The sequence below is a fragment of the Rhizobium sp. Root1334 genome, from assembly GCF_001426665.1.
Lineage (GTDB): Bacteria > Pseudomonadota > Alphaproteobacteria > Rhizobiales > Rhizobiaceae > Pararhizobium.
Genome location: NZ_LMEY01000023.1, coordinates 40,337 through 60,293 on the forward strand (window position 1 = coordinate 40,337; position 19,957 = coordinate 60,293).

Sequence of the window (19,957 nt, forward strand, 5' to 3'; positions counted from 1 at the left end):
GTCGTTACGCCACGGCCCGATGCTCTTCGTGCGCCGCCACCCAAACTTCCTTCGCTGCATCCAGGTTCATCCAAGCTATACCGAAGCCCACAATGAGGTCTGGCCACGGCGAGCGCCATAGGTAGAACGTGACCGCTCCCGCCGCGATGATCGCGACGTTGGCGAACGCATCGTTGCGAGCGGATAGAAACGCGGCCTTGGTTAGCGATCCTCCGGCATTGCGGTAAGCCGCCAGAAGATAGGCGCACGATACGTTAACGACGAGTGCCCCGAGCCCTGTCAGACCCAGTGCGAACGGTTCTGGAGGAATAGGGACTTCGAACTTATTCCACGCTGTCCACAGGAACGCGACCGCCGGAAGGAGCAGGATGACCGCCATGGCCATGCCAGCACGCGCCCTATTTCTTGCCGACCAGGCCATGGCCACGAAAATCAACAGATTGACGGACGCGTCCTCGAAGAAGTCAGCGCTGTCCGCAAAAAGCGATGCAGATCCAATTCTGAGTGCAACAACGAATTCGATGCTGAAATATGCCAGGTTCGCCAGCGCGACGATTAGTACGATCCGCCGAATTCCTTGATCCATAACCCGTTGCTCCTGCTACTGCGTCGGTCAGGTTCTGCTTCCCGCTCTGACCGCAGTCAAGGGGTGCAGCACAAGGAAGCGTCAGATGGACTTCAACTTCACCCGCTGCTCCAGCTTGGCGGCGTCCTCCTTCCGTTCGCTGTAGCGGTCGGTCAGATACGACGAGGCGTCGCGGGTCAGCAGCGTGAACTTCACGAGCTCCTCGCAGACGTCGACGACGCGGTCGTAGTAGGACGACGGCTTCATCCGCCCGTCCGCGTCGAACTCCTGAAACGCCTTGGCGACCGACGACTGGTTCGGGATGGTGATCATCCGCATCCAGCGACCGAGGATTCGAAGCTGGCCGATGGCGTTGAACGACTGGCTGCCGCCCGATACCTGCATCACCGCAAGCGTCTTGCTTTGCGTCGGGCGAACCGACCCGACCGCCAAGGGAATCCAGTCGATCTGGGACTTCATAACGCCGGTCATCGCGCCGTGGCGCTCCGGGCTGACCCAGACCTGCCCCTCGGACCATTCTGACAGCTCCCTGAGTTCCTGAACCTTGGGGTGGCTGACGGGTGCATCGTCCGGCAGCGGAAGCCCCTTCGGATCGAATACTCTGACTTCGCATCCGAGACGCTCCAGCAGGCGACGGGATTCGTGGGCGAGCAGCCGGCTGTACGAGACCTCACGGATCGATCCATAGAGGATCAGGATCCGAGGCTTGTGCGCGGAGAACGACGGACGAAGGGTGTCGAGATCGGGCTGGCGGAGATGACTTTCATCGAGAGCCGGGAATCCTTCAGACAATGCGCTTTCCCTCCTTGTCGAGAACCCGCTCGCCATCTTCCTTCGTGAAGGCGCCCTTGTGGGTGTCGGGCAGGATGTCGAGCACGACTTCCGACGGGCGGCTGAGGCGAGTGCCGAGCGGCGTGACGACGAACGGCCGGTTGATGAGGATCGGATGCTTCAGCATGGCATCGAGCAACTGGTCATCCGTGAGCGCCGGGTCGTCGAGACCAAGCTCTTCGTATGGCGTTCCCTTCTCCCGGATCGCCTCTCGAACAGAAAGGCCGGCATCGGAGATCATCTTCGCCAGCTCCTCGCGCGACGGCGGGGTTTTGAGATACTCGATCACCGTCGGCTCGATGCCAGCGTTGCGGATCATCTCCAGCGTGTTCCTTGAAGTCCCGCAGGCGGGATTGTGGTAGATCTTGACGTCCATCGTCAGGTCCTTTCGGTTGCGGTGTTCTTGGCGACGGCAGGCGCTGCCTCGTACCAGCCCTTCGTACGGTTCACGATCCACACGACCGACAGCATCACCGGAACCTCGATGAGAACGCCGACGACGGTGGCGAGGGCTGCACCTGACTGGAAGCCGAACAGGCTGATTGCCGCGGCGACTGCGAGTTCGAAGAAATTGCTGGCCCCGATGAGCGCCGACGGACCAGCGACACAATGCTGTTCGCCCGACATCCGGTTCAGCAGGTAGGCCAGTCCTGAGTTGAAGTAGACCTGGATCAGGATCGGAACCGCCAGCAGGCCGATAATCGTCGGCTGTGCGATGATCTGCTCGCCCTGGAAACCAAACAGCAGGATCAGGGTCGCGAGCAGTGCGAGCAGGGAGAGCGGCTGCAGTCGACCGAGAAGACGGTCGAGCGATCTCGTGGTGCCGTCGGCGGTGAGCAGCTTGCGCACGCCCTGGGCGATGGCGACAGGGATCAGGATGTAGAGGACAACCGAGATCGTCAGCGTGTCCCACGGGACGGTGATCGCCGACAGTCCCAGAAGAAGCCCGACGATCGGAGCGAAGGCGACGATCATGATTGCGTCGTTCAGCGCGACCTGAGACAGGGTGAAGTGCGGTTCGCCCTTGGTGAGGTTCGACCAGACGAACACCATGGCCGTGCATGGTGCGGCGGCAAGGATGATCAGACCCGCGATGTAGGAATCGATCTGATCGGCCGGGAGCAGGGGGCGGAAGAGCCATCCGACGAAAAGCCATCCGAGCAGTGCCATTGAGAACGGCTTGACCGCCCAGTTGACGAAGAGCGTGACGCCAATCCCGCGCCAATAGCTGCCGACCTTGGCCAGAGAGCCGAAGTCGATCTTCAACAGCATCGGGATGACCATCAGCCAGATCAGCACCGCGACTGGGATGTTCACCTTCGCCACCTCGGCGCCGCCGATGAGGTGGAAGACGCCAGGCATCATGTGGCCGAGGGCGATCCCGACGACGATGCAGAGAAAGACCCAGACGGTCAGGTATCGTTCGAACGTGGACATCTCATTAGGCCTTTGCGGATTTCACGGATGCGCCCTCGAGCGTACCGATCTGGCGAACCTGCTGCTGGAGCGCCAGGCGGTCGATGGAGGCCAGCGGAAGATTGATGAAAGCGGAGATGCGGTTCTTCAGGAAGCGGGCCGCCTGTGCGAAGGCGCGCTGGATTTCAACTTCGGAACCGACGACCGCTGCTGGATCTTCGACACCCCAGTGGGCAGTCATCGGATGGCCGATCCAGACCGGACACGCTTCGCCTGCGGCGCTATCGCAGACGGTGAAGATGAAGTCCATTTCGGGAGCGTCGGGCGTGGCGAACACGTCCCAGCTCTTCGAAGCGAAGCCCATCGACGGATAGCCCAGAGCGTCCAGCTCCTTCAGCGCGTGCGGGTTCACTTCCCCCTTGGGCTGGCTGCCCGCGGAGAACGCCTTGAAGCGTCCGCCGCCCACCTTATTCAGAATGGATTCGGCGAGGATTGAGCGTGCGGAATTGCCCGTGCACAGGAAGAGCACGTTGTAGGTTTTGTCGGTCATGGTCGTGTTCCGTGGTTAGGTCGGAGGCCGTTCCAGTTTCATGATCGTCGCAGAGGCGGGGCAGAGTCCCGAGAGCTGGCGGGTTGAAAGGATCGCCGGCGGCACCTGGTCGCGTTGGACGGAGGCGAAGCCAATGGGCTCGAAGAAGGATGCCGCGGTCGTCGTGGCGAGGTAGACCTCGGCCGAGGGGGATGTCTTGGCGAGGGTCAACTCAACCAGATGCCGCCCGTATCCTTTCGATCGGTACTCGGGAAGAACCACTACCGAGCGAAGAAGAACGGCCTCGTCATCGCACGTCTCGACCCCGGAGTAGCCGACCACGCGACGATCAGCGGCGACCAAAGCGAAATAGCTGCGATCCGAACCGTCCAGATCGTCGACCAGCAGTCCAGCCGATGTCAGGGCCACTCGAAGGTCATCGGAAACCAGAACGGGTTCTAGCTTCAATTCACGCATGGTTGCGAGCTCCCCGGCAGGTAGCAGGATGTGAGATCGGCAATCAGAGGAGCGCATAGTTCCGCATTCCCGCCGCAGCAGTCCTTGAGCAGAAACAGCGTAAGCTCGCGGAAACCTTCGAGATCCGCCCGGTAGATAATGGAGCGGCTCTGCCTTTCACTCTTGACGATGCCAGCCCGCGCCAATGTCGCGAGGTGGGCGGACATGGTGTTCTGCGGGATGTCCATCCTGCGCGCCAGTTCGCCCGCCGGAATGCCGTCCGGTTCGGCTTTGACAAGCAGACGGAAGGTTTCAAGCCTCGTTGTCTGCGCCAGGGCGGCCAGCGCCGCGATTGCGTTTTTCGATTCCATGTATCCAGAATAACGGATATATAATCGCTGTCAAGCATCAACGGCCATCAGGGCGATCGATGTGATGCATCCACCTGAAGGATGCCTGTAAATCCTTGCAATATCCGCTCGGCATGTAGCCCGCCGCGACCGGGCGCATAGGTGAAGGCTACCTCCGGCGGCGCACCTCCGTCCCACGGTCGGTCATCACGGGCCAGCGCCCAGAAGTATCCGGTCTTGGTTTTACGGTAACCAGGATCAAGCACCGGCGCACGGGTCTCGTCCATGAACAGCTTCGTCGACCGCTTCAAGTCGGCAAGCAAGGCGTCGAAGACTGGGCGCAGTTCGAAAGCAGCCCGACCGACCAGTCGGCGAGTGTTGAGCGGTCGAGATCAACGCCCTGGCGGCTCATGATCTGCGCCTGGCGGGGGCAGGAAGTTCTGGATGCGCTCGATGCCGATCTTATTGGCAGTAACGTTCCAGTGGTAACGTATCCCAGCCGTACCGATTGAAGTCGATGCAGATAGGATTCATCATCTATGTCAGGGAGAGTGTTTCATGCCATCAGACAACATCAGGAACGACGGATCACAGCGAAGTGACGGGATCCAAAGCCACGAGCGAGAGCACTATGCGCATTTCGCAAAGAATTCTCTCTCCGAACAGTCACTACGAAAGATATACGTGAGCATGGTCGGTCCGAGCAAGGAATCCCATCTCGTCCGGTTCGTCGAGAGTGTTGATCGGCTGATGTCTGGTCGGGCCTCTGCTTGCACGGAGAGTGTGATATTAGAGGGACTATCACGCCTCAGGATGTCGTTCTGAAGTATCTGATAGGATTGAAAATTGCGATCCTGCTCCCTGCACTTGAAGCTGGTGCCTCCAGGAGGTCGGAAGACGTGAACCTGGAAGAAAGCGTCTTTTTGCTTCGAAGGCTGAAATCAATGATCAACGTCATCGATCTTCGCAACGCCACCATTCATTAATGCCTTCATGGCAAACGGGAACACTATCCTCCAGCACCAGCTCAACCGTGCGAAAGAGCTCCTTGAGCGGAATCGGAGCGCTTGCGAACACTTGGCGGCGAGCCTGATGGAACGGTCTGAGCTATCAGGGCGGGAAGTGATGGAGGCGTTGAATGACAGGATTCAGCCTCGAAAAGATCCAGAATAGAGGCGGAGCAAGAGCTACCGAGGTGTGGGTCCAGGATTCTCGTCCATCTCGATTCCCTACATCGTCCGGTGCCGGGCGCGCGAGATGCTACGCTTCTTTCAATGGCGCGTTCATCCATCCATCCGTCCCTCCCGAAGTTTCGCTTTATAAGAGATCGAGACGACATCGGAGAGCCTGCTGGCATGGCCTACTCGTGATCGTTGCTGAGGCGATGAGATTCCCAACCTGCCAACATTCGGTCGATCGTCCGCAGATCGTATCCCCGCACGATCAGACGTCGTATACGCTCTGCTCGAAGGTTGGCCCGCCATTGGTGAATGGTCATTCCCGCACTCAGTTCGAAGGATGCAGCTAGATCAAGCGGCGACATGCTGACCTCCGTCGATAGTTCGGAAAGGGACAGGTCGCCGTCGAGATGCTCCGCGATGCGATCCTTCGTTCGAGCTTCCTGACCACGTGACAGACGTTGTATCGTTGTTGTCCCGATCCTGCATCCAGCATAAGTCTTGATCGCATGAGCCGTGGCTGCAATGCTGACGTGGTCCACCAGCAGACGGTTCGAATCCCGCGGAGCCCGGAAACACGGAAGGATCGCCCGCGCCAGATTGTGGAGGATGACATCCTTCACGCCCAGTCCCGGATGTTGATCGAAACTGTCTACGTCTGGCAGGCCTTCTCGTTCTGCAACTTCCAGAAGAGCCTCGCGCGGCAGGTAGAAGCTCAGGTGATGAAACGTGCTTATGCTGTCGGCGACAGGCGAGGAGCGCAGGTCGTAGATGTTCGCTGTTCCGGCAGGAAGGAAATCAGTCTGTACCCGGCGGCCGTCGATAAACAGCCCATGGGAGTGTACGTCGCGGAGCTGTATCGTCACCAGGAACGCATCTTCGACGGGGATCGGCTCAGTGAGACCTGTGTCCTCTTTGTCGCAGCGGATTTCCGTCACCGCCACTTTGGCGTTCTTCAATGTCCGAGCGACAAACGAGGGTGCCGTGTCGGTCTTGAACGTACGCCGCAGCGTCTCGCCGTAGGCTCCGTTTTCCGTCATGTCGAGACCTCCCAGAGGGACCGGCGGTAAGCAGACGTCGCGACAGCATTCCATGCCGGGCGCATGCGCGGATCTGGGCGAGGCTAACATTCTGGAACAGTTCGGTATCCCTTATTGCGTGAAGGAACTGTCCGATATGTTCACCCCAACCATAGTTGGCCAGGTTTCCTGTTTTTAGTTCTTCCAGAGAGTTGTTCGCAGCCAGCCAGTCGGCAAAACGGCTTTCGAGGTGATCGACATCCTTTCCGAGTGCCTCGAAACCCGTCTCCTGGGATGTCCGAGAGATGCGAGGCGTGGCGACTACCTTCGACTGTGACAGTAACCGACCGATGCGTTCGACGAAGTGGACGACGACATCGAACGGGATGCCGTCGAGGAGGGGGCGCGGAACCAGCGGCTCCACAATCCCCATCCGCTGAAGCTGGTAGCAATCGTAGGAGCCGTCGTTGGGGCAAGAGCCGCGCCCGACTCCCAGCCCGCCCTTCAGGTGGCCATAGAATGGATATGAGCTATCGCCTTCACCGAGACGCAGCGAGTTTCCGTGGAAAAGGCAACGCGTCAGGCTCCGGACATCCCACCAACTCCGGTGATATGGCGCTTCCTTCACACATTCCGGGCAGTATCGAAGGCTTCGACGGGATGCCCGCGGTGGGGCGGTCGTGTTTTTCGACCTGGTTGCGGGGATCGGTGTCCACCGAACGAGAGATGCTTTCTCCTCCTCGGCGATCGGCAGATCCGTCACCGCTTTCAGGATCTGCCGGATCGGGTCACCGCCGCGGTACATGTCGCTGCGGAGTGCGAAGTCGCGCGGAGTGAGTTCCTCCCCATCCATCACGAGCCGGGTGAAATAGGAGCGTGCGCCTTCACCGAAGCACGGACGCACGCGCCATCTCGAGAAGATGCGCTGGAGACGGAATTGATCATGCAGCATGGCGATAACCGAAATAATTGTGGGAGTCGTCGGGTGCCAGCCGGGTCGCGACGACATGTCGAAGATGTTCAATGAGGATGTGAGAGGACCCGTCGTTGAACGCGCGGAAGGCCGCTGTGGTAATAGCGCCCACCAAGCTTTGACCATTTTTCGAGCAGAGCACGGATTGTCTTCCAGTCGCCGCGCGCCGCAACCGCCGCTTGGGCGGCATCGATGATCGCATCATTCGTCGTCGGCCCGTAACGGAGGCGACGGTTGCCCTTCGCCGCATCGTTGTCCGCAAAACTGACAAGCCTGTCGTATTGATTTCCGGTGCGGGCGATCCTGATGATCTTGTACCACCCAGATCGCCCGGGTGGTTTGTCGTCGCCGATTTCCGCGGCCACCTTCTTGATGACCTGCGCCTTCTGCTCATCGGTCATCGACCGAAGATCGTTCTCGCGCATGAAGGTCTCGAACCCGTCCGCATAGGCCAGCTTCGTCACCGCCTTTTTTCGCTGGTTCGGCTTCAAGGCAAATGACGAGCCGGGGACATTCCTCGCCCCGTCGGTCGGCCCAATGACTGGGCGGATACGCTTGGCGCGGGCGAGTTCGCTGATCTGCCAATCCGAGAGGTAGATCCTGTCATTGGTGCCGAGATGAGTGAATTCCGACTGCGGATTGGAATCCTTTGCCGCTTGCAGGGTCCCGCCGAATGAGAAGATGCCGTACTTCGTTCGGCGCGGATTCAGGATGAAGAATTGCTGGCGATCCTTCAGCTCCCACGCCTGGATCGTCGGCGCGTTCTCGCGATCAGGTGGCAGATCCAGTTCGTGGTAGGTCTTAATCTTCTGCCAGATGATATCGTCACGCATGAGCGGCATTCCTTCTGGTTACGATGGTGGAGGGCGAAAGGCTGTTGGCGAGATCGACATCGAGTTCACCTCGGATGGCCATCTGCATCACGGCGGAGAACACGGGATTGCATTCGGTGACGTGGCGGGCCGATGATCTGCCCTCGGTGCGGCTATGGGTGAAGATCCCGTTGATCGGCATCGAGCGGACGAGGCTCTCGATCGTGGCCGGGTAGGTCGCTCTGCGGAGGCATTGCCGAAGCTCCGCCATCTGAGGATGTTCCCCCTCGACCTGCCTGTGCATCCACATCCGTTTCAGGTCTTTGAGGACTGGCAGCCGAAGAGTGGTTTCAGAAAGAAGGAGGTATCTCGCACCAAGATCGCGGTAGTGCGCTGTCCTCGCGTCCCTGAAGCCCTCGTGGACGGATCCGACATAGGCAAAGCCGCCGCCGGGGGAGACGATGGCGAACGGTGCTCCTGGCTTTCCCCGGAAAAAGAAGAGACCCGTGTTCTGCTTGGTTGGGTCGGCCCTCTTCTCCTCGTCGGAATAGATGTCGTAGAACACTTGGTGGCCGCCTGCGACATCGTCGATAATGCGGTTGAGGCCGCCCAGAACCGTCTGCACGTCCACGGCGCTGTGATAGGGCAGCAGTTTTTGCAAGCCGTTGAGTGTCATGTCCTCGTCGTATCGCCGATCGTCCCACGGTAGGACCCGAGGCGCGTATCCTGAGAATGCCGGATGTCGCAGGATGTCGCCGATCGTGTTCGTCGGAGACAGGTTCCTGCTTTCCGATCTGCCTACCGACATGTCAGACAGGACCAGCAGCGACGCGAGCAGAACCGACTTGATGCTGTTTAACAATGAAATCTCCTCTCGCCTGGCATGGCTTTGTCCTGCTTATCCACGTGCTGCCTGCTGCCTGATCTGGCGGATGGCATCATTGAAGCCTTTGGGCGTGCCGCTGGAGCCAGCAAGCTTTCGGACCCGGACCTCATCGATCCTCTTGCCGACGACGACCTTGGGCACGGCCGCCGCGAAGGCGCGCTGGAGTTCCAGGGAGCGCGGGACATAGGCATGCGGGGTTACGGTGACGGTGGTGATGATGCCGTCCTTCAGGGTTGCTCTGACCGTGATATGCGACGGCTGCCCGCCGTATTCGCCCGTCGCGGTATAGACACCGTCGGCATACGGCGTCTTGCGCGCGCCTTCAGCCTCCGCCGCCCCGGCAAGCACGAGCGTGAGTGCCGTGGTCAGAAGCATTTTCCGTGTCTGGCTTCGCATTGCTGTTCCTTTCTCAAGTGAAGACTTCGCCATTGAAATTGTCCGAGATTTCGGCGCGGCCGTCGGCGAACATGCGGACGAACGAGAAATCGAAGGTCGACATCAACCGGGACGGCGGATCGAAGAAGAGAGCGGTCGCGAGCCCGTCGGCCGTTGCCGCGTCGGCGGCAATCGCCCATGTGGCGATGACGTTCATAGTCGGTCGCCCGGTCCGCCCGTCCAGGACGTGGTGAAGACCATGACCCCATCGGCGGCGATTGGACGCCGAGGCGCAGATGGACGAATCCTTCAGGTTAGCGATCCCGATCACCATGTCCGGATCATGGGGATGCTCGAGGCCGACGGTGAGGGTACCGTCTCCACGGTGGCACATGTCCCCGCTGCCATCGATCACGAACTCAACGACGCCCTCTTCCGTCAGAATGTCGGTGACAAGATCGACGAGCCTGCCTTTTCCGACTGCACCGAGATCGATCACGAGCGGCTTGCGGGTGCTCACGGTTCGTTCATTCCGCACGAGGTCCCGAGACCAGCTCGGACGCTTGGTCGTCATGGAAGCAAGAGAGTCTTCATCCGGAAGGAGCGAGTAGCCAGCGTCGTATCCCAGACGCTCGAGATCACATCCGACGAGCGGATCGACCGCTCCGCCCGTCGCGTCGTGAAGCCGATCGTAGAGATCGAACATCGGGATCGCCCCGGACGGAAAGGTGAACGTCCCACCTTCGGGAGCATTTGCGATCCGCGAAACGATGGAGTCATCACGGAATCGGGAATAGACGCTGTCGAAGCGCTCGATCAGGTCGAGTATCCGCGACCTGACCTCTTGAGAGAGCGGAGCAGGCGTGTCGATCTCCCAAGACGTGCCTATGGCATCGAACTCGAAATGGCAGGTCAACACGCCATCCATATCAGAGGCCCGTCATTTTCAGGACGGCTTCGGGAAGTCGCTCGCCAACAACCTCGAATTTCGCAAGAACGGTTTCGATCTCTGCCAAGTCGGCCGAGGTCATTTCGAGATTGACGCTTCCAATGTTCTCTTCGAGACGGTGCTGCTTCGTCGTACCGGGGATCGGCACGATCCAGGGTTTCTGCGCCAGCAACCAGGCCAGCGCGACCTGAGCGGGAGTAGTGCGGTTCCCAACGGCAATCGACGTGATCGCCGCCACCAGTGCGAGATTGGCCTCGCGAGCATCAGCGTCGAAGCGCGGGACGAGATTTCGGAAATCTGTTGCATCGAATTTCGTGCTCGCGTCGATCTTACCTGTCAGTAATCCCGCGCCGAGTGGCGTGAACGGCACGAAACCGATCCCCAGTTCTTCGAGAACGGGAAGCAGTTCCGCTTCCGGATCTCGCGTGAACAATGAATACTCGCTTTGAAGCGCGGTGACCGGCTGGACAGTATGCGCCTTTCGAATCGTTGCGACACCCGCTTCAGACATACCGAAATGCTCGACCTTGCCTTCCGCGATCAGGCCCTTCACCGCACCCGCGACATCTTCGATCGGAACGGCCGGATCGACGCGGTGCTGGTAGAAGAGGTCGATGCGGTCGGTCTTTAGGCGCTTAGGCTGGTTCGCTGGGGAGATGTCGAAGGGCCGGAAACGGCGCTATGGGCGCTCTATCCTTCACGCCGCCTTCTCAGCGCGCGGGTGTCTGCTTTCCTCGACTATCTCAGGGAAGCATTTCCCTCCGGATCTGCCGAAGAACTGGCGGCCTATGTCGAAAAATAGCGGCGTAATTCACGTCCCCAGTTGGCGCGTCTGCGTCATGACGGCCTCCGGCCCGAAGAGGTCATTGGCGGTATGTGCTATCGAAAGGCCAGATGCATCGACGGTATCTTCCTCCGCAGGGCGAAGGGCTGATATCGCTCACTGAGGAATGCGACGGTCGAATCAAGCGAATGCAGGTGGTGAGGATGCAACATATTCCAGATGATGCGCGGGATGCTTGGACACCGGAACTGCTTTCTGAGCGTTTCCGCTACCAGCACCCGTCCTGGTATATTGTCGGTGGCTGGGCACTAGACCTGTGGCACGGTTACCAGACCCGCGATCACGAGGACTTGGAGTTCTGCATACTTTCGGACGATGTCGATATTTTTCGCGACGAGTTATCCGAGCTGGATTTCTTCGAGGTCCGCAACGGCAATTTTGCCTATCTTGCTCCTGAAACGAGGCCTCGGCCAGAGACCACCCAATTATGGGGAGCCGACATGGCGAACCTTTGCTGGCGCGTGGACATGATGATCGAACATGGCACCCGAGAAAATTGGACTTACAAGCGCGATCCATCATTCCGTCTGCCCAGATCGACTGCGGTTCGAGAAACACCGACCGGAATTCCTTATCTCGCTCCTGCTCTTGCCCTGTTGTTTAAGGCAAAACACGTTCGAGCGAAGGATGAGGAAGACCTGCATGCTGCCTTGCCGAAGCTTCACGATCAGGAAAAAGCCGATTTACGATGTTGGCTTGAGGCAATGTATCCGGGACATGAATGGATCACACGGCTTTGAAGAAAGGCAGGATGACTGCTTCTGGCGCAAAGCGACAATCTAGCTGGCTGGCGCGGATTGAAACCTTGGGCTTTTGGGAATGTGCTCGGGATAAGTCAGGAATCTGCATATCGACACTTTGAAAGTGAGGGCGTGTAACTCCCACTACCCGATCCCCAACGTCTCTTCAGAGCCAGCGTGCAGCCAGCAAGGATTCACAAAGCCAAATCCGCAAGAATCATTCAGGCCTTCGCTAGCCGCATTATTGTCAACATTTATAGGATTCGACGATGAATCCATGGCGATTGTCAACAATTCAAAGTATATGTTGCGCATTATTTGTGCCGCTATATTTCTATTGTTTTGAGCTGCCGATAATCTCTATTAGACTTGAATTTTCATCACGGTCTCATCGGCCCTAAGTATTAATTGGAGGCTATTCTGAACAAGGTGGTCGGCGTTTTGGGCAGGAAAGACGTGCTACCAAAAATTAACTGTGATCTTGAGAAGTGCGCGACGAAGCCCACTTTCGGTCATTTCGCGACCGTCGGCCACCAATGTCAACAATTACAATGACCTGAAACATGTGTCGAGCAGCATGAGGCGCTGCGGATGGGCGACGAAATACCAAAAATCTAACCGAACACTGATCACCCGACAAGCGCCGGCATCGCCCCCTCAACGATAGACATGGTGCAAGGCTGCAGTGACGACGACGCCGGAAGGGAACAGGGATGAAGCGATCTCGCCGTAAGAAACGCCTCTGGAGGCGGAATCTGTCAGACTAATCCGCGTTTATGCGTTCACAGTCCGCGTTATATGGTAGCCAGTCCGCACTTATGTGGCGACGTAGAAAAAATGGCGCACCCGACAGGATTCGAACCTGTGACCTTTGGAATCGGAATCCAACACTCTATCCAGCTGAGCTACGGGTGCATCCGCGACGGTTTGAGGCCGTCGAAGCAAGCTGTGACCGGTTCATAGCCTAGGTCGTGCCGCGCATCAATGGTGAAAGCGTCCCGGCGGCAGGAAAATCCTGTTCATTGAAAATGGTACGGCTCGCAATCGCTGCCAGAGCGGAGGGAAGGGAACAACGGGCAAGGGACGGGCGAAAAAATGCCGCGCTTTGGAGGCGCGGCATTGTTCTTTCAGGCACAGAATTGCCTAGGCCGTCTGCATCGCACCGGGGCCGGGGATGGCCTTCGGTGGGACCTTGCCGAGGATGATCATCCCCAACACTTCGTCCTTGGTGACATCCTCGGTGCGGGCATGACCGACCACCTGGCCGTTCTTCATCACCGAAACGCGGTCGGCGAGATCGAAGACGTCGTGGATATCGTGGCTGATCAGGAAGATCCCGATGCCTTCGCGCTTCAGCTGCTTGATCAGTTCGCCAACCTGCGCCGTTTCCTGCGGCCCGAGTGCCGCGGTCGGCTCGTCCATGATCAGGATGCGGGCGTCGAACAGGATGGCGCGGGCGATCGCCACCGATTGGCGTTGGCCGCCGGACAGTGCCTTCACCGGTTCCTTGAAGCGGCGGAAGTTCGGGTTGAGCCGCCCCATCACTTCACGGGCCTTGGCTTCCATCGCGACATCGTCGAGCGTGCCCCAGGGGGTGCGCAGCTCACGGCCGAGATAGAGGTTGGCGGCCGCATCGACATTATCGGCGACTGCGAGCGTCTGGTAGATCGTCTCGATGCCGTAACCCTTGGCGTCACGGGGATTGTTGATCTGCACCGGATCGCCATTGATCAGGATTTCGCCGGCGTCACGCTTGTAGGCGCCTGACAGAATCTTGATCAGGGTCGACTTGCCGGCGCCGTTATGGCCGAGCAGAGCCACGACTTCGCCCGGATAGAGATCGACCGAGGCGTTGTCGACGGCGTGGATGCCGCCGAAAGAGATGGAAATGTTCTTCATTTCCACCAGCGGAGTGCGTTGTTCCGTCATTGTCGTACTCCTTTACTTGGCCCGGCCGCGATAAACGGTATCCAGCCAGACGGCCATGACCAGCACGATGCCGATGACGATGCTTTGCAGTGGCGTATCGATGCGCAACAACACCATGCCGGACTGCAGGGATTGCATGACGATCGCACCGAGAACTGCGCCTGAGATCGTGCCCATGCCGCCGGCAAGCGACGTACCGCCGATGACTGCAGCAGCGATCGTATAGAGTTCGTCGAGCGTGCCTTGCGCATTGGTTGCTGCGTTCAGGCGGGCCGTCGAAATGGCGGCTGCGATGGCGCAGAGTGCGCCCATCAGCGCGAAGATGCGCACCGTCACCCAGCGGGTCTTGATGCCCGCGAGTTCGGCTGCTTCAGGGTTGCCGCCGATCGCAAAGACATAGCGGCCAAAGCGGGTGCGGGTGGTAAGAAAGCTCATGGCGATGGCGATGCCGACGGCCATCAGCACCGGGATGGCGATACCGAGCGGGATCTGCAAGCCGCCTTCAGGCCAGGGGATGTTGTTGGCCTCGGCATATTTCTTGGCGAGATTGACCGGCATGTAATAGCTGTTCAGCACCCAGACGGCGGCCAGCACCATGACGCAACCGACCGTGGAGAGGAAATACTCCGCCCACATCGGCCGCAACGGAAAGCCGAAGCGCTTGCGCTGCTTGCGCGAGTTGATGATCGAGGCGACGATGATGACGCAGGCGATGACGCCGACGACCCAGCTGGCCGTGGCACCGATCGACCCCTCCGCGCCGCCGCCCATCAGGCGGAAGGTCGAATCCATCGGCGCAACGGTGGCGCCGGAGATGACGAGGAAGGCCGCAGCCCGCCAGATCAGCAGGCCGCCCAGCGTGACGATGAAAGCGGGAACGTTGAGAAAGGCGATGATGATGCCCTGGAAGGCGCCGATGGCAGTTCCAAGCGCGATGCCGACTGTCAACGCTATGATCCAGGTGGCCGGGTGGTCGAAACCAATCAGCGGCGGCAGGATCTTGGCTTGGGTGATCGCCATGATCATGCCGACGAAGCCGAGGATCGAGCCGACCGACAGGTCGATATTGCGGGTGACGATGACGAGCACCATGCCGGTTGCCATGACCGAGACCGATGCAGCCTGGACCGTCAGGTTCCACAGGTTGCGTGGCGTCAGGAAAAGCCCGTCGGTAAAAAATTGAAAGCCGAGCCAGATGCACATCAGCGCTGCGATCATTCCCAGAAGCCGGGTGTCGATCTCGGTCGCCTGCAGGAAGCGCTGCAAGGCGTTCCCCTGTGTCTGGCGCACGCTGCTGGAAGGCGTGGCAATGGTGGTGTTTGCCATTTCCTGATTACTCCCCCTTTATTCTTGTCTAAAGTACCGTACATCGGAGAAGCGCCGCAACGTGATCGCTGCGGCGCTGGTAACGGGACTTTATCTGCCCATGTTCAGGATCGGATCAGTTGCAGACTGCAACGGTTCCGGCCTTGACGCCCTGGCAGGTTTCTTCCTTGGAAATCCAGCCGGCGTCGATGACGACGTTCAGATTGTCCTTGGTGATCGGCTGCGGTGCGATGAAGAACGACTGCATTTCGACGCCCTTCGGTCCGCCGGCAAACTTGACAGTGCCGGGGATCGCATCCATGGCGGTGCCGCTGGCAAGCGCCACAGCGATTTCGCCGGCCTTCTTGCCGAGTTCGCGGCTATCTTTCCAGACGGATACGGTCTGGGTGCCAAGTGCGACGCGGTTCAAGGCGGCCTTGTCGCCGTCCTGGCCTGAAACCGGAACAGAACCTGCCAGGCCCTGGGCTTCGAGCGCTGCGACAACGCCGCCGGCCATGCCGTCGTTCGAGGAGACGACACCGTCAACCTTGTTGTCGTTGGCGGTCAGGAACTGCTCCATGTTCTTCTGCGCAACTTCCGGCTTCCAGCCGTCCGTATAGGCTTCGCCGACATTCTTGATCTTGCCGGCGTCCATGGCGGCCTTCAGCACTTCCAACTGCCCGGAGAACAGGAAGTCAGCGTTCGGGTCCGTTGATGCGCCCTTGATGAAAACGTAGTTGCCTTCCGGCTTGACCTTGAACACTTCGGCAGCCTGCATGCGGCCGACTTCCTTGTTGTCGAAGGTGATGTAGTAGGCAGCCGGATTTTCGATCAGGCGGTCGTAGCCGACGACCGGAATACCTTCAGCGGCGGCCTTTTCGATGGCCGGGCCGATGGCTTCCGAATCCTGCGCCAGAACGATGATGGCGTTGGCGCCCTGTGCGATTAGCGACTCGATGTCGGTCAATTGCTTGGCGGCGGATGCCTGGGCGTCAGCGGAAATGTACTTGTCGCCGGAGGCTTCGAGGGCTGCCTTGATGGCGGCTTCGTCGGTCTTCCAGCGTTCTTCCTGGAAGTTCGACCAGGAAACGCCAACGACCAGATCCTTGGCCATGGCTGCAGTGTGCAGAGATACGATGATGGCAGCGCCTGCCATCAGTGTCAAAACTGATTTCATGAAGTCCTCCCAAGTGACCGCTGGCCGTCCGCGCGAACCTCCCGCACGGCCCCCGGCCAGCAAATTTGCCTGTCGCCAGCTCCAAAAGAGTTTTTTCTCGACAGTCGAGAAAATAGATGTCAGAGTTTTTCGGGGCTGTCAACAATGCTTTGAACAAGGCCGTTTGACATCGGGCAGATGCTTTGGGAGGAGCATGTGTTTGTGGGATTCGTGAGCAACAGGGATGCGCAATGCTGAGTAAATCGAGCACCGAACTGGTGCGTCAGCAAAACAGCGCGCTCGTGCTTGCAACGCTGCGGCGTCTGGGGCCGCTCTCCCATACCGACATATCCGAACATACGGGGCTGGCCTCTGCAACCGTTTCTGCGATCACCGCCGAACTGGAGCGGGCAGGGGTCATTGAGAAGGCGGAACAGCAGGCGCCTTCGGGACGCGGCCGGCCGCGGGTGCTGTTTGCGCAGCGCCGCGACAGCGGCTTTCTGATTGCCGTGCGAATCTCCTCGGATGTCGTGCAATATTCGCTGGTCGATTATTCCGGGCGGCTGATCGACCGTTTCGAGGAGCTGCGCAATCACAAGGCCGTGGGCACGCAATCTTTTGCCGAGGGGTTCCTCGATGCGCTGGCCCGCCTTATTCACCGGTCGCAACTGGACAAGGCGCAGATCCTTGCCGTCTCGATCAGCAGCAAGGGCACGGTCGATGCGGATGGCAAGCGGCTGTTGTGGTCGCCGGTCTTTGGTGGCGAGCAGATCGATTTCGTATCGTTGCTGCAGCCGGACTGGCGCGCCAAGGTCACCCTGAACAACGAGACGCTTCTGGTGGCGCAGGCCTTGGGAATGAAGGCGGATGCGAGCGAGGCCGGGTCTTTTCGCGTGCTTGCCGCCTTGTCGCTTGGCCACAGCATCGGGCTTGGCGTTGCCCGCAAGGATAGGTTTGGCGAGCTGGAGGTGACGGCACCCAATTTCGGCCATATGCTGCATGCCACCAATGGCTGCCTGTGCCGTTGCGGCTCCTTCGGCTGCATCGAGGCGTCGGCGGGGTTCTATGGGATTTTGCGTACAGCCTTTGAAGTGCCGCCCGATACGATCCCGGCCAAGTTCGTGCCTCTGGCGGAAATGGACAAAATCGCCGCAAGCGCGCGCCAGGGAAACCGCATGGCGGGTTATGCTTTCCGGCAGGCCGGCATTGCGCTCGGCAATGGTCTGTCCCGGCTGCTCAGCCTCTACGACCGCATGCCGATCCACATCACCGGGCCGGGAACGCGTTACTTCGATCTTCTGCAGCGTGGCATCGACGAGGGGCTTGAGCAGTCGCATGAGGTTCGGCTGCAGGGCAAACCGGAAATTTCGGTGATCTTCGATGAGCAGCGGCTGGTTTTCGATGGGCATCTGGATCGGGCCTTGACCGACATGGATCACGATATCGCCGCCTTCAGGCCGCTGCCGTCGTCGATAGAGCAGTCTTGATACAAGAATGGCCGGGCGAACCCGGCCTTTCTGACTTCGGTTTATCGATCAGGCGCCGACGCGGATCTGACGCTTTTCCGTGACCGACTTGACGGCAGCGTCGGCCAAGGCCAAAGCTGCGAGACCGTCAGCACCGGAAGGCGTGATCTTCGTGCCCTTTTCGATCGCCGAGATGAAGCCGGCGATTTCGTTGGCATAGGCTTCGGTGTAGCGCGTCATGAAGAAATCATGCAGCGGCGGGCGGGTATAGCCGTCGCCGTTGGCGATCTCGATCGAGACGGCGCGCTGATTTTCGGCAGAGACGACGCCCTTCGAGCCGTGCACTTCGATGCGCTGGTCGTAGCCATAGGTGGCGCGGCGCGAGTTGGAGATGATCGCCTGCTTGCCGGATGCGGTTTCAAGAATGACCGAAACGCTGTCATAATCGCCGGCCTTGCCGATTTCCGGATCGACGAGCACGGCCGCATGGGCGGTGACGGCGACCGGCTCTTCGCCGAGCAGGAAGCGGGCCATGTCGAAATCATGGATGGTCATGTCGCGGAAGATGCCGCCGGAACGCTTGATGTAATCGACCGGCGGGGCGCCGGGATCACGCGAAATGATCGTCACCATTTCGACGTCGCCGATCTTGCCGTCGTCGATCGCCTTGCGCACGGCCATGAAGTGCGGATCGAAGCGGCGGTTGAAGCCGACCATCAGCTTGCCCTTGGTCTCTTCGACAACTTTCATGCATTCACGCACCCGGCCGACGTCAAGATCGATCGGCTTTTCGCAGAAGATCGCCTTGCCGGCACGGGCGAAACGCTCGATCAGGTCGGCATGGGTGTCTGTCGGGGTGCAGATGACGACGGCATCGATATCCGCCGATTTTTCGATTTCCTCGATCGTGCGGACCGCGCAGCCATACTGCTTGGCGATCGCGTTGGCGGCCTCGGGAAAGGCATCGGCAACAGCGATCAGGACGGCGTCCGGATTGCCGCTGACGGCTTTAGCGTGGACCTTGCCGATACGGCCGGCACCGAGAAGACCAAATCTGACGGTCATGTTCATCTCTTTTTGACGAGCGGCAAAGCGCCGCGAAGGGACGGGGTGATGACGCTCACTCCGGACAGGCGTTGCGGAAGACAGGTCCGCGCTGATGCTTTCAAGGTTGTTTCAGGCGTCGGCCGGCCCTGTATTGCGGGCAGGGGCAATCTCTCTCCCTGTTCTTTTCCACTCCGGCGCGCATACCGTATATCTCCTCCGGCACGAGCGAAAATCAGAATGAAAACGTAACGAACATTATTTTCGGAATTTTTATTCCATTTACGCCGTCGCCGTCAAGCTGTTAAACCGTCCGGCCCCTTGCGGCAAATGTCCTTTTGGCCATAAAGCTGTGACGTTGTGATGTAAGGCCTTCAAGGCCGGAAAATTTCCAAGGACAGTTTGCATGATGAAGTTCATCGATCCGGATCACCCGTTCTACAAGCCGCTTTGGGTCCGGCTGTTGATCGTGGCGCTCTGCTGTGTCTGGACGGCTGTCGAGTTCTGGAACGGTGCGAATACCTGGGGGATGATCTTTCTTGCTGTATCTGCCTATACGGCCTGCGTGTTGATCATCTTTTTCAAGCCGAAGGCCGAGGTTGCCGAAGAGGCCAAGACCGACGACCCGGCCTGATCATCACCGCCGCTGCATCAACCGTAACCGCCGTTGCGCCTCGTCGATCAGCATGTTGGCGATCTTCATCCGGATCGTCGCGTTGGAGCGAAAGTCCGGGTGGTGCCGGTCAGGATGATTTTCGGCTGCAAAGCGCCGGCGCTTGTCGGTGAGTGTCTGCGGCGTTTCCATCTCGGTCAGCGCCAGGTCGGCGGCGATCTGCTCCGGGCGGATCCGGCCCAGATGGTCCGGCATGACGGGCTTGGGTACCGGTTTGGCAGGCGCCAGCATCTCGTCGCTGGCCGTGTCGAAATAGGCGCGCTGAACTGCGCCGCTATCTGCCATCCCGGATGCGGCAAGATTGCCGACGAAGCCGCCGTTGAGGCCGCGGATACTGGTATGCGCTGGCTGCTCGTCCTCAGCAGGCCCTTCCGCGTCTTCTTCCGTTTTCAGCCGTTCCAGAACGGACTGGAACACCGACATTCCGAACATGCGCGTCT

General features: G+C 59.4%; 20 protein-coding genes, 1 tRNA gene and 3 pseudogenes. 4 read left to right on the plus strand and 20 right to left on the minus strand.

Translation table 11 applies throughout. From position 1 onward, the window contains the following. Window positions 1-4: 4 nt before the first annotated feature. The 14 genes and pseudogenes from ASD36_RS18715 to ASD36_RS18780 form a co-directional block, all read right to left on the minus strand. Window positions 5-586, minus strand: a complete 582-nt coding sequence (locus ASD36_RS18715; RefSeq protein ID WP_060505857.1) for a cation transporter — start codon at window positions 584-586, stop codon at window positions 5-7. An 81-nt stretch (window positions 587-667) separates the two neighbouring features. Then, window positions 668-1,414 carry an arsenical resistance protein ArsH gene (arsH, locus tag ASD36_RS18720; protein ID WP_060505856.1) on the minus strand — a complete coding sequence of 249 codons (747 nt, stop codon included), beginning with the start codon at window positions 1,412-1,414 and terminating at the stop codon, window positions 668-670. After that, on the minus strand, window positions 1,371-1,793 hold the full coding sequence (gene arsC, locus ASD36_RS18725) for an arsenate reductase (glutaredoxin) (protein ID WP_060505855.1): 423 nt from the start codon (window positions 1,791-1,793) through the stop codon (window positions 1,371-1,373). The genes arsH and arsC overlap by 44 nt, the downstream gene beginning before the upstream one ends. Window positions 1,794-1,795: 2 nt before the next feature. Beyond that, entirely contained in the window at window positions 1,796-2,854 is a 1,059-nt protein-coding gene (gene arsB, locus ASD36_RS18730) for an ACR3 family arsenite efflux transporter (protein ID WP_060505854.1), read from the minus strand. A gap of 4 nt (window positions 2,855-2,858) precedes the next feature. Beyond that, the gene (locus ASD36_RS18735; RefSeq protein ID WP_060505853.1) at window positions 2,859-3,383 is read right to left on the minus strand and encodes an arsenate reductase ArsC; all 525 of its coding nucleotides are present in this window, start codon (window positions 3,381-3,383) and stop codon (window positions 2,859-2,861) included. Window positions 3,384-3,398: 15 nt separating this feature from the next. Next, window positions 3,399-3,839, minus strand: a complete 441-nt coding sequence (arsN2, locus tag ASD36_RS18740) for an arsenic resistance N-acetyltransferase ArsN2 (RefSeq protein ID WP_060505852.1) — start codon at window positions 3,837-3,839, stop codon at window positions 3,399-3,401. Beyond that, a complete protein-coding gene (locus ASD36_RS18745; protein WP_060505851.1) occupies window positions 3,827-4,189 on the minus strand; it encodes a metalloregulator ArsR/SmtB family transcription factor in 363 nt (120 codons plus the stop codon). Before ASD36_RS18745 ends, arsN2 begins: the two co-directional genes overlap by 13 nt. A gap of 68 nt (window positions 4,190-4,257) precedes the next feature. Next, window positions 4,258-4,595 (minus strand): annotated as a pseudogene (locus ASD36_RS30290) (transposase); the annotation flags it as partial. A gap of 933 nt (window positions 4,596-5,528) precedes the next feature. Continuing rightward, window positions 5,529-6,386, minus strand: coding sequence for an AraC family transcriptional regulator (locus ASD36_RS30940; RefSeq protein WP_060505848.1), 858 nt, complete (start codon window positions 6,384-6,386; stop codon window positions 5,529-5,531). Window positions 6,387-7,385: 999 nt separating this feature from the next. Next, window positions 7,386-8,171, minus strand: coding sequence for a hypothetical protein (locus ASD36_RS18760; protein WP_060511736.1), 786 nt, complete (start codon window positions 8,169-8,171; stop codon window positions 7,386-7,388). Then, a complete protein-coding gene (locus ASD36_RS18765; RefSeq protein WP_060505846.1) occupies window positions 8,164-9,012 on the minus strand; it encodes a hypothetical protein in 849 nt (282 codons plus the stop codon). The genes ASD36_RS18760 and ASD36_RS18765 overlap by 8 nt, the downstream gene beginning before the upstream one ends. A 36-nt stretch (window positions 9,013-9,048) precedes the next feature. Then, the gene (locus tag ASD36_RS18770; protein WP_200954914.1) at window positions 9,049-9,432 is read right to left on the minus strand and encodes a hypothetical protein; all 384 of its coding nucleotides are present in this window, start codon (window positions 9,430-9,432) and stop codon (window positions 9,049-9,051) included. A 13-nt stretch (window positions 9,433-9,445) separates the two neighbouring features. Continuing rightward, the gene (locus tag ASD36_RS18775) at window positions 9,446-10,339 is read right to left on the minus strand and encodes an FAD:protein FMN transferase (RefSeq protein ID WP_060505845.1); all 894 of its coding nucleotides are present in this window, start codon (window positions 10,337-10,339) and stop codon (window positions 9,446-9,448) included. Between the two features lies 1 nt (window position 10,340). Beyond that, a pseudogene (locus ASD36_RS18780) lies at window positions 10,341-10,997 on the minus strand (aldo/keto reductase); the annotation flags it as partial. Window positions 10,998-11,000: 3 nt separating this feature from the next. Here ASD36_RS18780 and ASD36_RS31525 point away from each other — a divergent pair. Next, window positions 11,001-11,162, plus strand: a pseudogene (locus ASD36_RS31525) (LysR family transcriptional regulator); the annotation flags it as partial. A gap of 185 nt (window positions 11,163-11,347) precedes the next feature. Next, a complete protein-coding gene (locus ASD36_RS18785; RefSeq protein WP_082512275.1) occupies window positions 11,348-11,944 on the plus strand; it encodes an amino acid transporter in 597 nt (198 codons plus the stop codon). Window positions 11,945-12,782: 838 nt separating this feature from the next. Here the strand turns inward: ASD36_RS18785 and ASD36_RS18790 are convergent. From ASD36_RS18790 to xylF, 4 genes are all read right to left on the minus strand, one after another. Then, a tRNA-Arg gene (locus tag ASD36_RS18790) sits at window positions 12,783-12,859 on the minus strand. A gap of 228 nt (window positions 12,860-13,087) precedes the next feature. Continuing rightward, entirely contained in the window at window positions 13,088-13,873 is a 786-nt protein-coding gene (locus ASD36_RS18795) for an ATP-binding cassette domain-containing protein (RefSeq protein WP_037098954.1), read from the minus strand. 12 nt (window positions 13,874-13,885) lie between these two features. Then, on the minus strand, window positions 13,886-15,199 hold the full coding sequence (locus tag ASD36_RS18800) for a sugar ABC transporter permease (RefSeq protein ID WP_060505843.1): 1,314 nt from the start codon (window positions 15,197-15,199) through the stop codon (window positions 13,886-13,888). A gap of 115 nt (window positions 15,200-15,314) precedes the next feature. Continuing rightward, a complete protein-coding gene (xylF, locus tag ASD36_RS18805; protein ID WP_060505842.1) occupies window positions 15,315-16,355 on the minus strand; it encodes a D-xylose ABC transporter substrate-binding protein in 1,041 nt (346 codons plus the stop codon). A 230-nt stretch (window positions 16,356-16,585) separates the two neighbouring features. Here xylF and ASD36_RS18810 point away from each other — a divergent pair, with 230 nt between their 5' ends. Further along, on the plus strand, window positions 16,586-17,821 hold the full coding sequence (locus tag ASD36_RS18810) for an ROK family protein (protein ID WP_060505841.1): 1,236 nt from the start codon (window positions 16,586-16,588) through the stop codon (window positions 17,819-17,821). 48 nt (window positions 17,822-17,869) lie between these two features. On the opposite strand, the gene iolG is transcribed toward ASD36_RS18810, so the two are convergent. Continuing rightward, complete coding sequence (gene iolG, locus ASD36_RS18815) at window positions 17,870-18,865, minus strand: inositol 2-dehydrogenase (RefSeq protein WP_060506069.1); 996 nt, start codon at window positions 18,863-18,865, stop codon at window positions 17,870-17,872. Between the two features lie 385 nt (window positions 18,866-19,250). On the opposite strand from iolG, the gene ASD36_RS18820 reads away from it, so the two are divergent. After that, a complete protein-coding gene (locus ASD36_RS18820; RefSeq protein WP_082512264.1) occupies window positions 19,251-19,478 on the plus strand; it encodes a hypothetical protein in 228 nt (75 codons plus the stop codon). 3 nt (window positions 19,479-19,481) lie between these two features. Here ASD36_RS18820 and ASD36_RS18825 read toward each other — a convergent pair whose 3' ends face one another. Continuing rightward, a complete protein-coding gene (locus ASD36_RS18825) occupies window positions 19,482-19,949 on the minus strand; it encodes a hypothetical protein (protein ID WP_060505840.1) in 468 nt (155 codons plus the stop codon). Between the last annotated feature and the right edge of the window lie 8 nt (window positions 19,950-19,957).

Bases quoted from the DNA above. Each gene is read 5' to 3' on its own strand.
- ASD36_RS18810 (WP_060505841.1), top strand. From the start codon at position 16,586: ATGCTGAGTAAATCGAGCACCGAACTGGTGCGTCAGCAAAACAGCGCG.
- ASD36_RS18735 (WP_060505853.1), bottom strand. From the start codon at position 3,383: ATGACCGACAAAACCTACAACGTGCTCTTCCTGTGCACGGGCAATTCC.
- iolG (WP_060506069.1), bottom strand. From the start codon at position 18,865: ATGACCGTCAGATTTGGTCTTCTCGGTGCCGGCCGTATCGGCAAGGTC.
- ASD36_RS18820 (WP_082512264.1), top strand. From the start codon at position 19,251: ATGATGAAGTTCATCGATCCGGATCACCCGTTCTACAAGCCGCTTTGG.
- arsC (WP_060505855.1), bottom strand. From the start codon at position 1,793: ATGGACGTCAAGATCTACCACAATCCCGCCTGCGGGACTTCAAGGAAC.
- ASD36_RS18770 (WP_200954914.1), bottom strand. From the start codon at position 9,432: ATGCGAAGCCAGACACGGAAAATGCTTCTGACCACGGCACTCACGCTC.
- ASD36_RS18715 (WP_060505857.1), bottom strand. From the start codon at position 586: ATGGATCAAGGAATTCGGCGGATCGTACTAATCGTCGCGCTGGCGAAC.
- arsN2 (WP_060505852.1), bottom strand. From the start codon at position 3,839: ATGCGTGAATTGAAGCTAGAACCCGTTCTGGTTTCCGATGACCTTCGA.
- ASD36_RS18745 (WP_060505851.1), bottom strand. From the start codon at position 4,189: ATGGAATCGAAAAACGCAATCGCGGCGCTGGCCGCCCTGGCGCAGACA.
- ASD36_RS18760 (WP_060511736.1), bottom strand. From the start codon at position 8,171: ATGCGTGACGATATCATCTGGCAGAAGATTAAGACCTACCACGAACTG.
- ASD36_RS18825 (WP_060505840.1), bottom strand. From the start codon at position 19,949: ATGTTCGGAATGTCGGTGTTCCAGTCCGTTCTGGAACGGCTGAAAACG.
- ASD36_RS18795 (WP_037098954.1), bottom strand. From the start codon at position 13,873: ATGACGGAACAACGCACTCCGCTGGTGGAAATGAAGAACATTTCCATC.
- xylF (WP_060505842.1), bottom strand. From the start codon at position 16,355: ATGAAATCAGTTTTGACACTGATGGCAGGCGCTGCCATCATCGTATCT.
- ASD36_RS18785 (WP_082512275.1), top strand. From the start codon at position 11,348: ATGCAACATATTCCAGATGATGCGCGGGATGCTTGGACACCGGAACTG.
- ASD36_RS18800 (WP_060505843.1), bottom strand. From the start codon at position 15,199: ATGGCAAACACCACCATTGCCACGCCTTCCAGCAGCGTGCGCCAGACA.
- arsH (WP_060505856.1), bottom strand. From the start codon at position 1,414: ATGGCGAGCGGGTTCTCGACAAGGAGGGAAAGCGCATTGTCTGAAGGA.
- arsB (WP_060505854.1), bottom strand. From the start codon at position 2,854: ATGTCCACGTTCGAACGATACCTGACCGTCTGGGTCTTTCTCTGCATC.
- ASD36_RS30940 (WP_060505848.1), bottom strand. From the start codon at position 6,386: ATGACGGAAAACGGAGCCTACGGCGAGACGCTGCGGCGTACGTTCAAG.
- ASD36_RS18775 (WP_060505845.1), bottom strand. From the start codon at position 10,339: ATGGATGGCGTGTTGACCTGCCATTTCGAGTTCGATGCCATAGGCACG.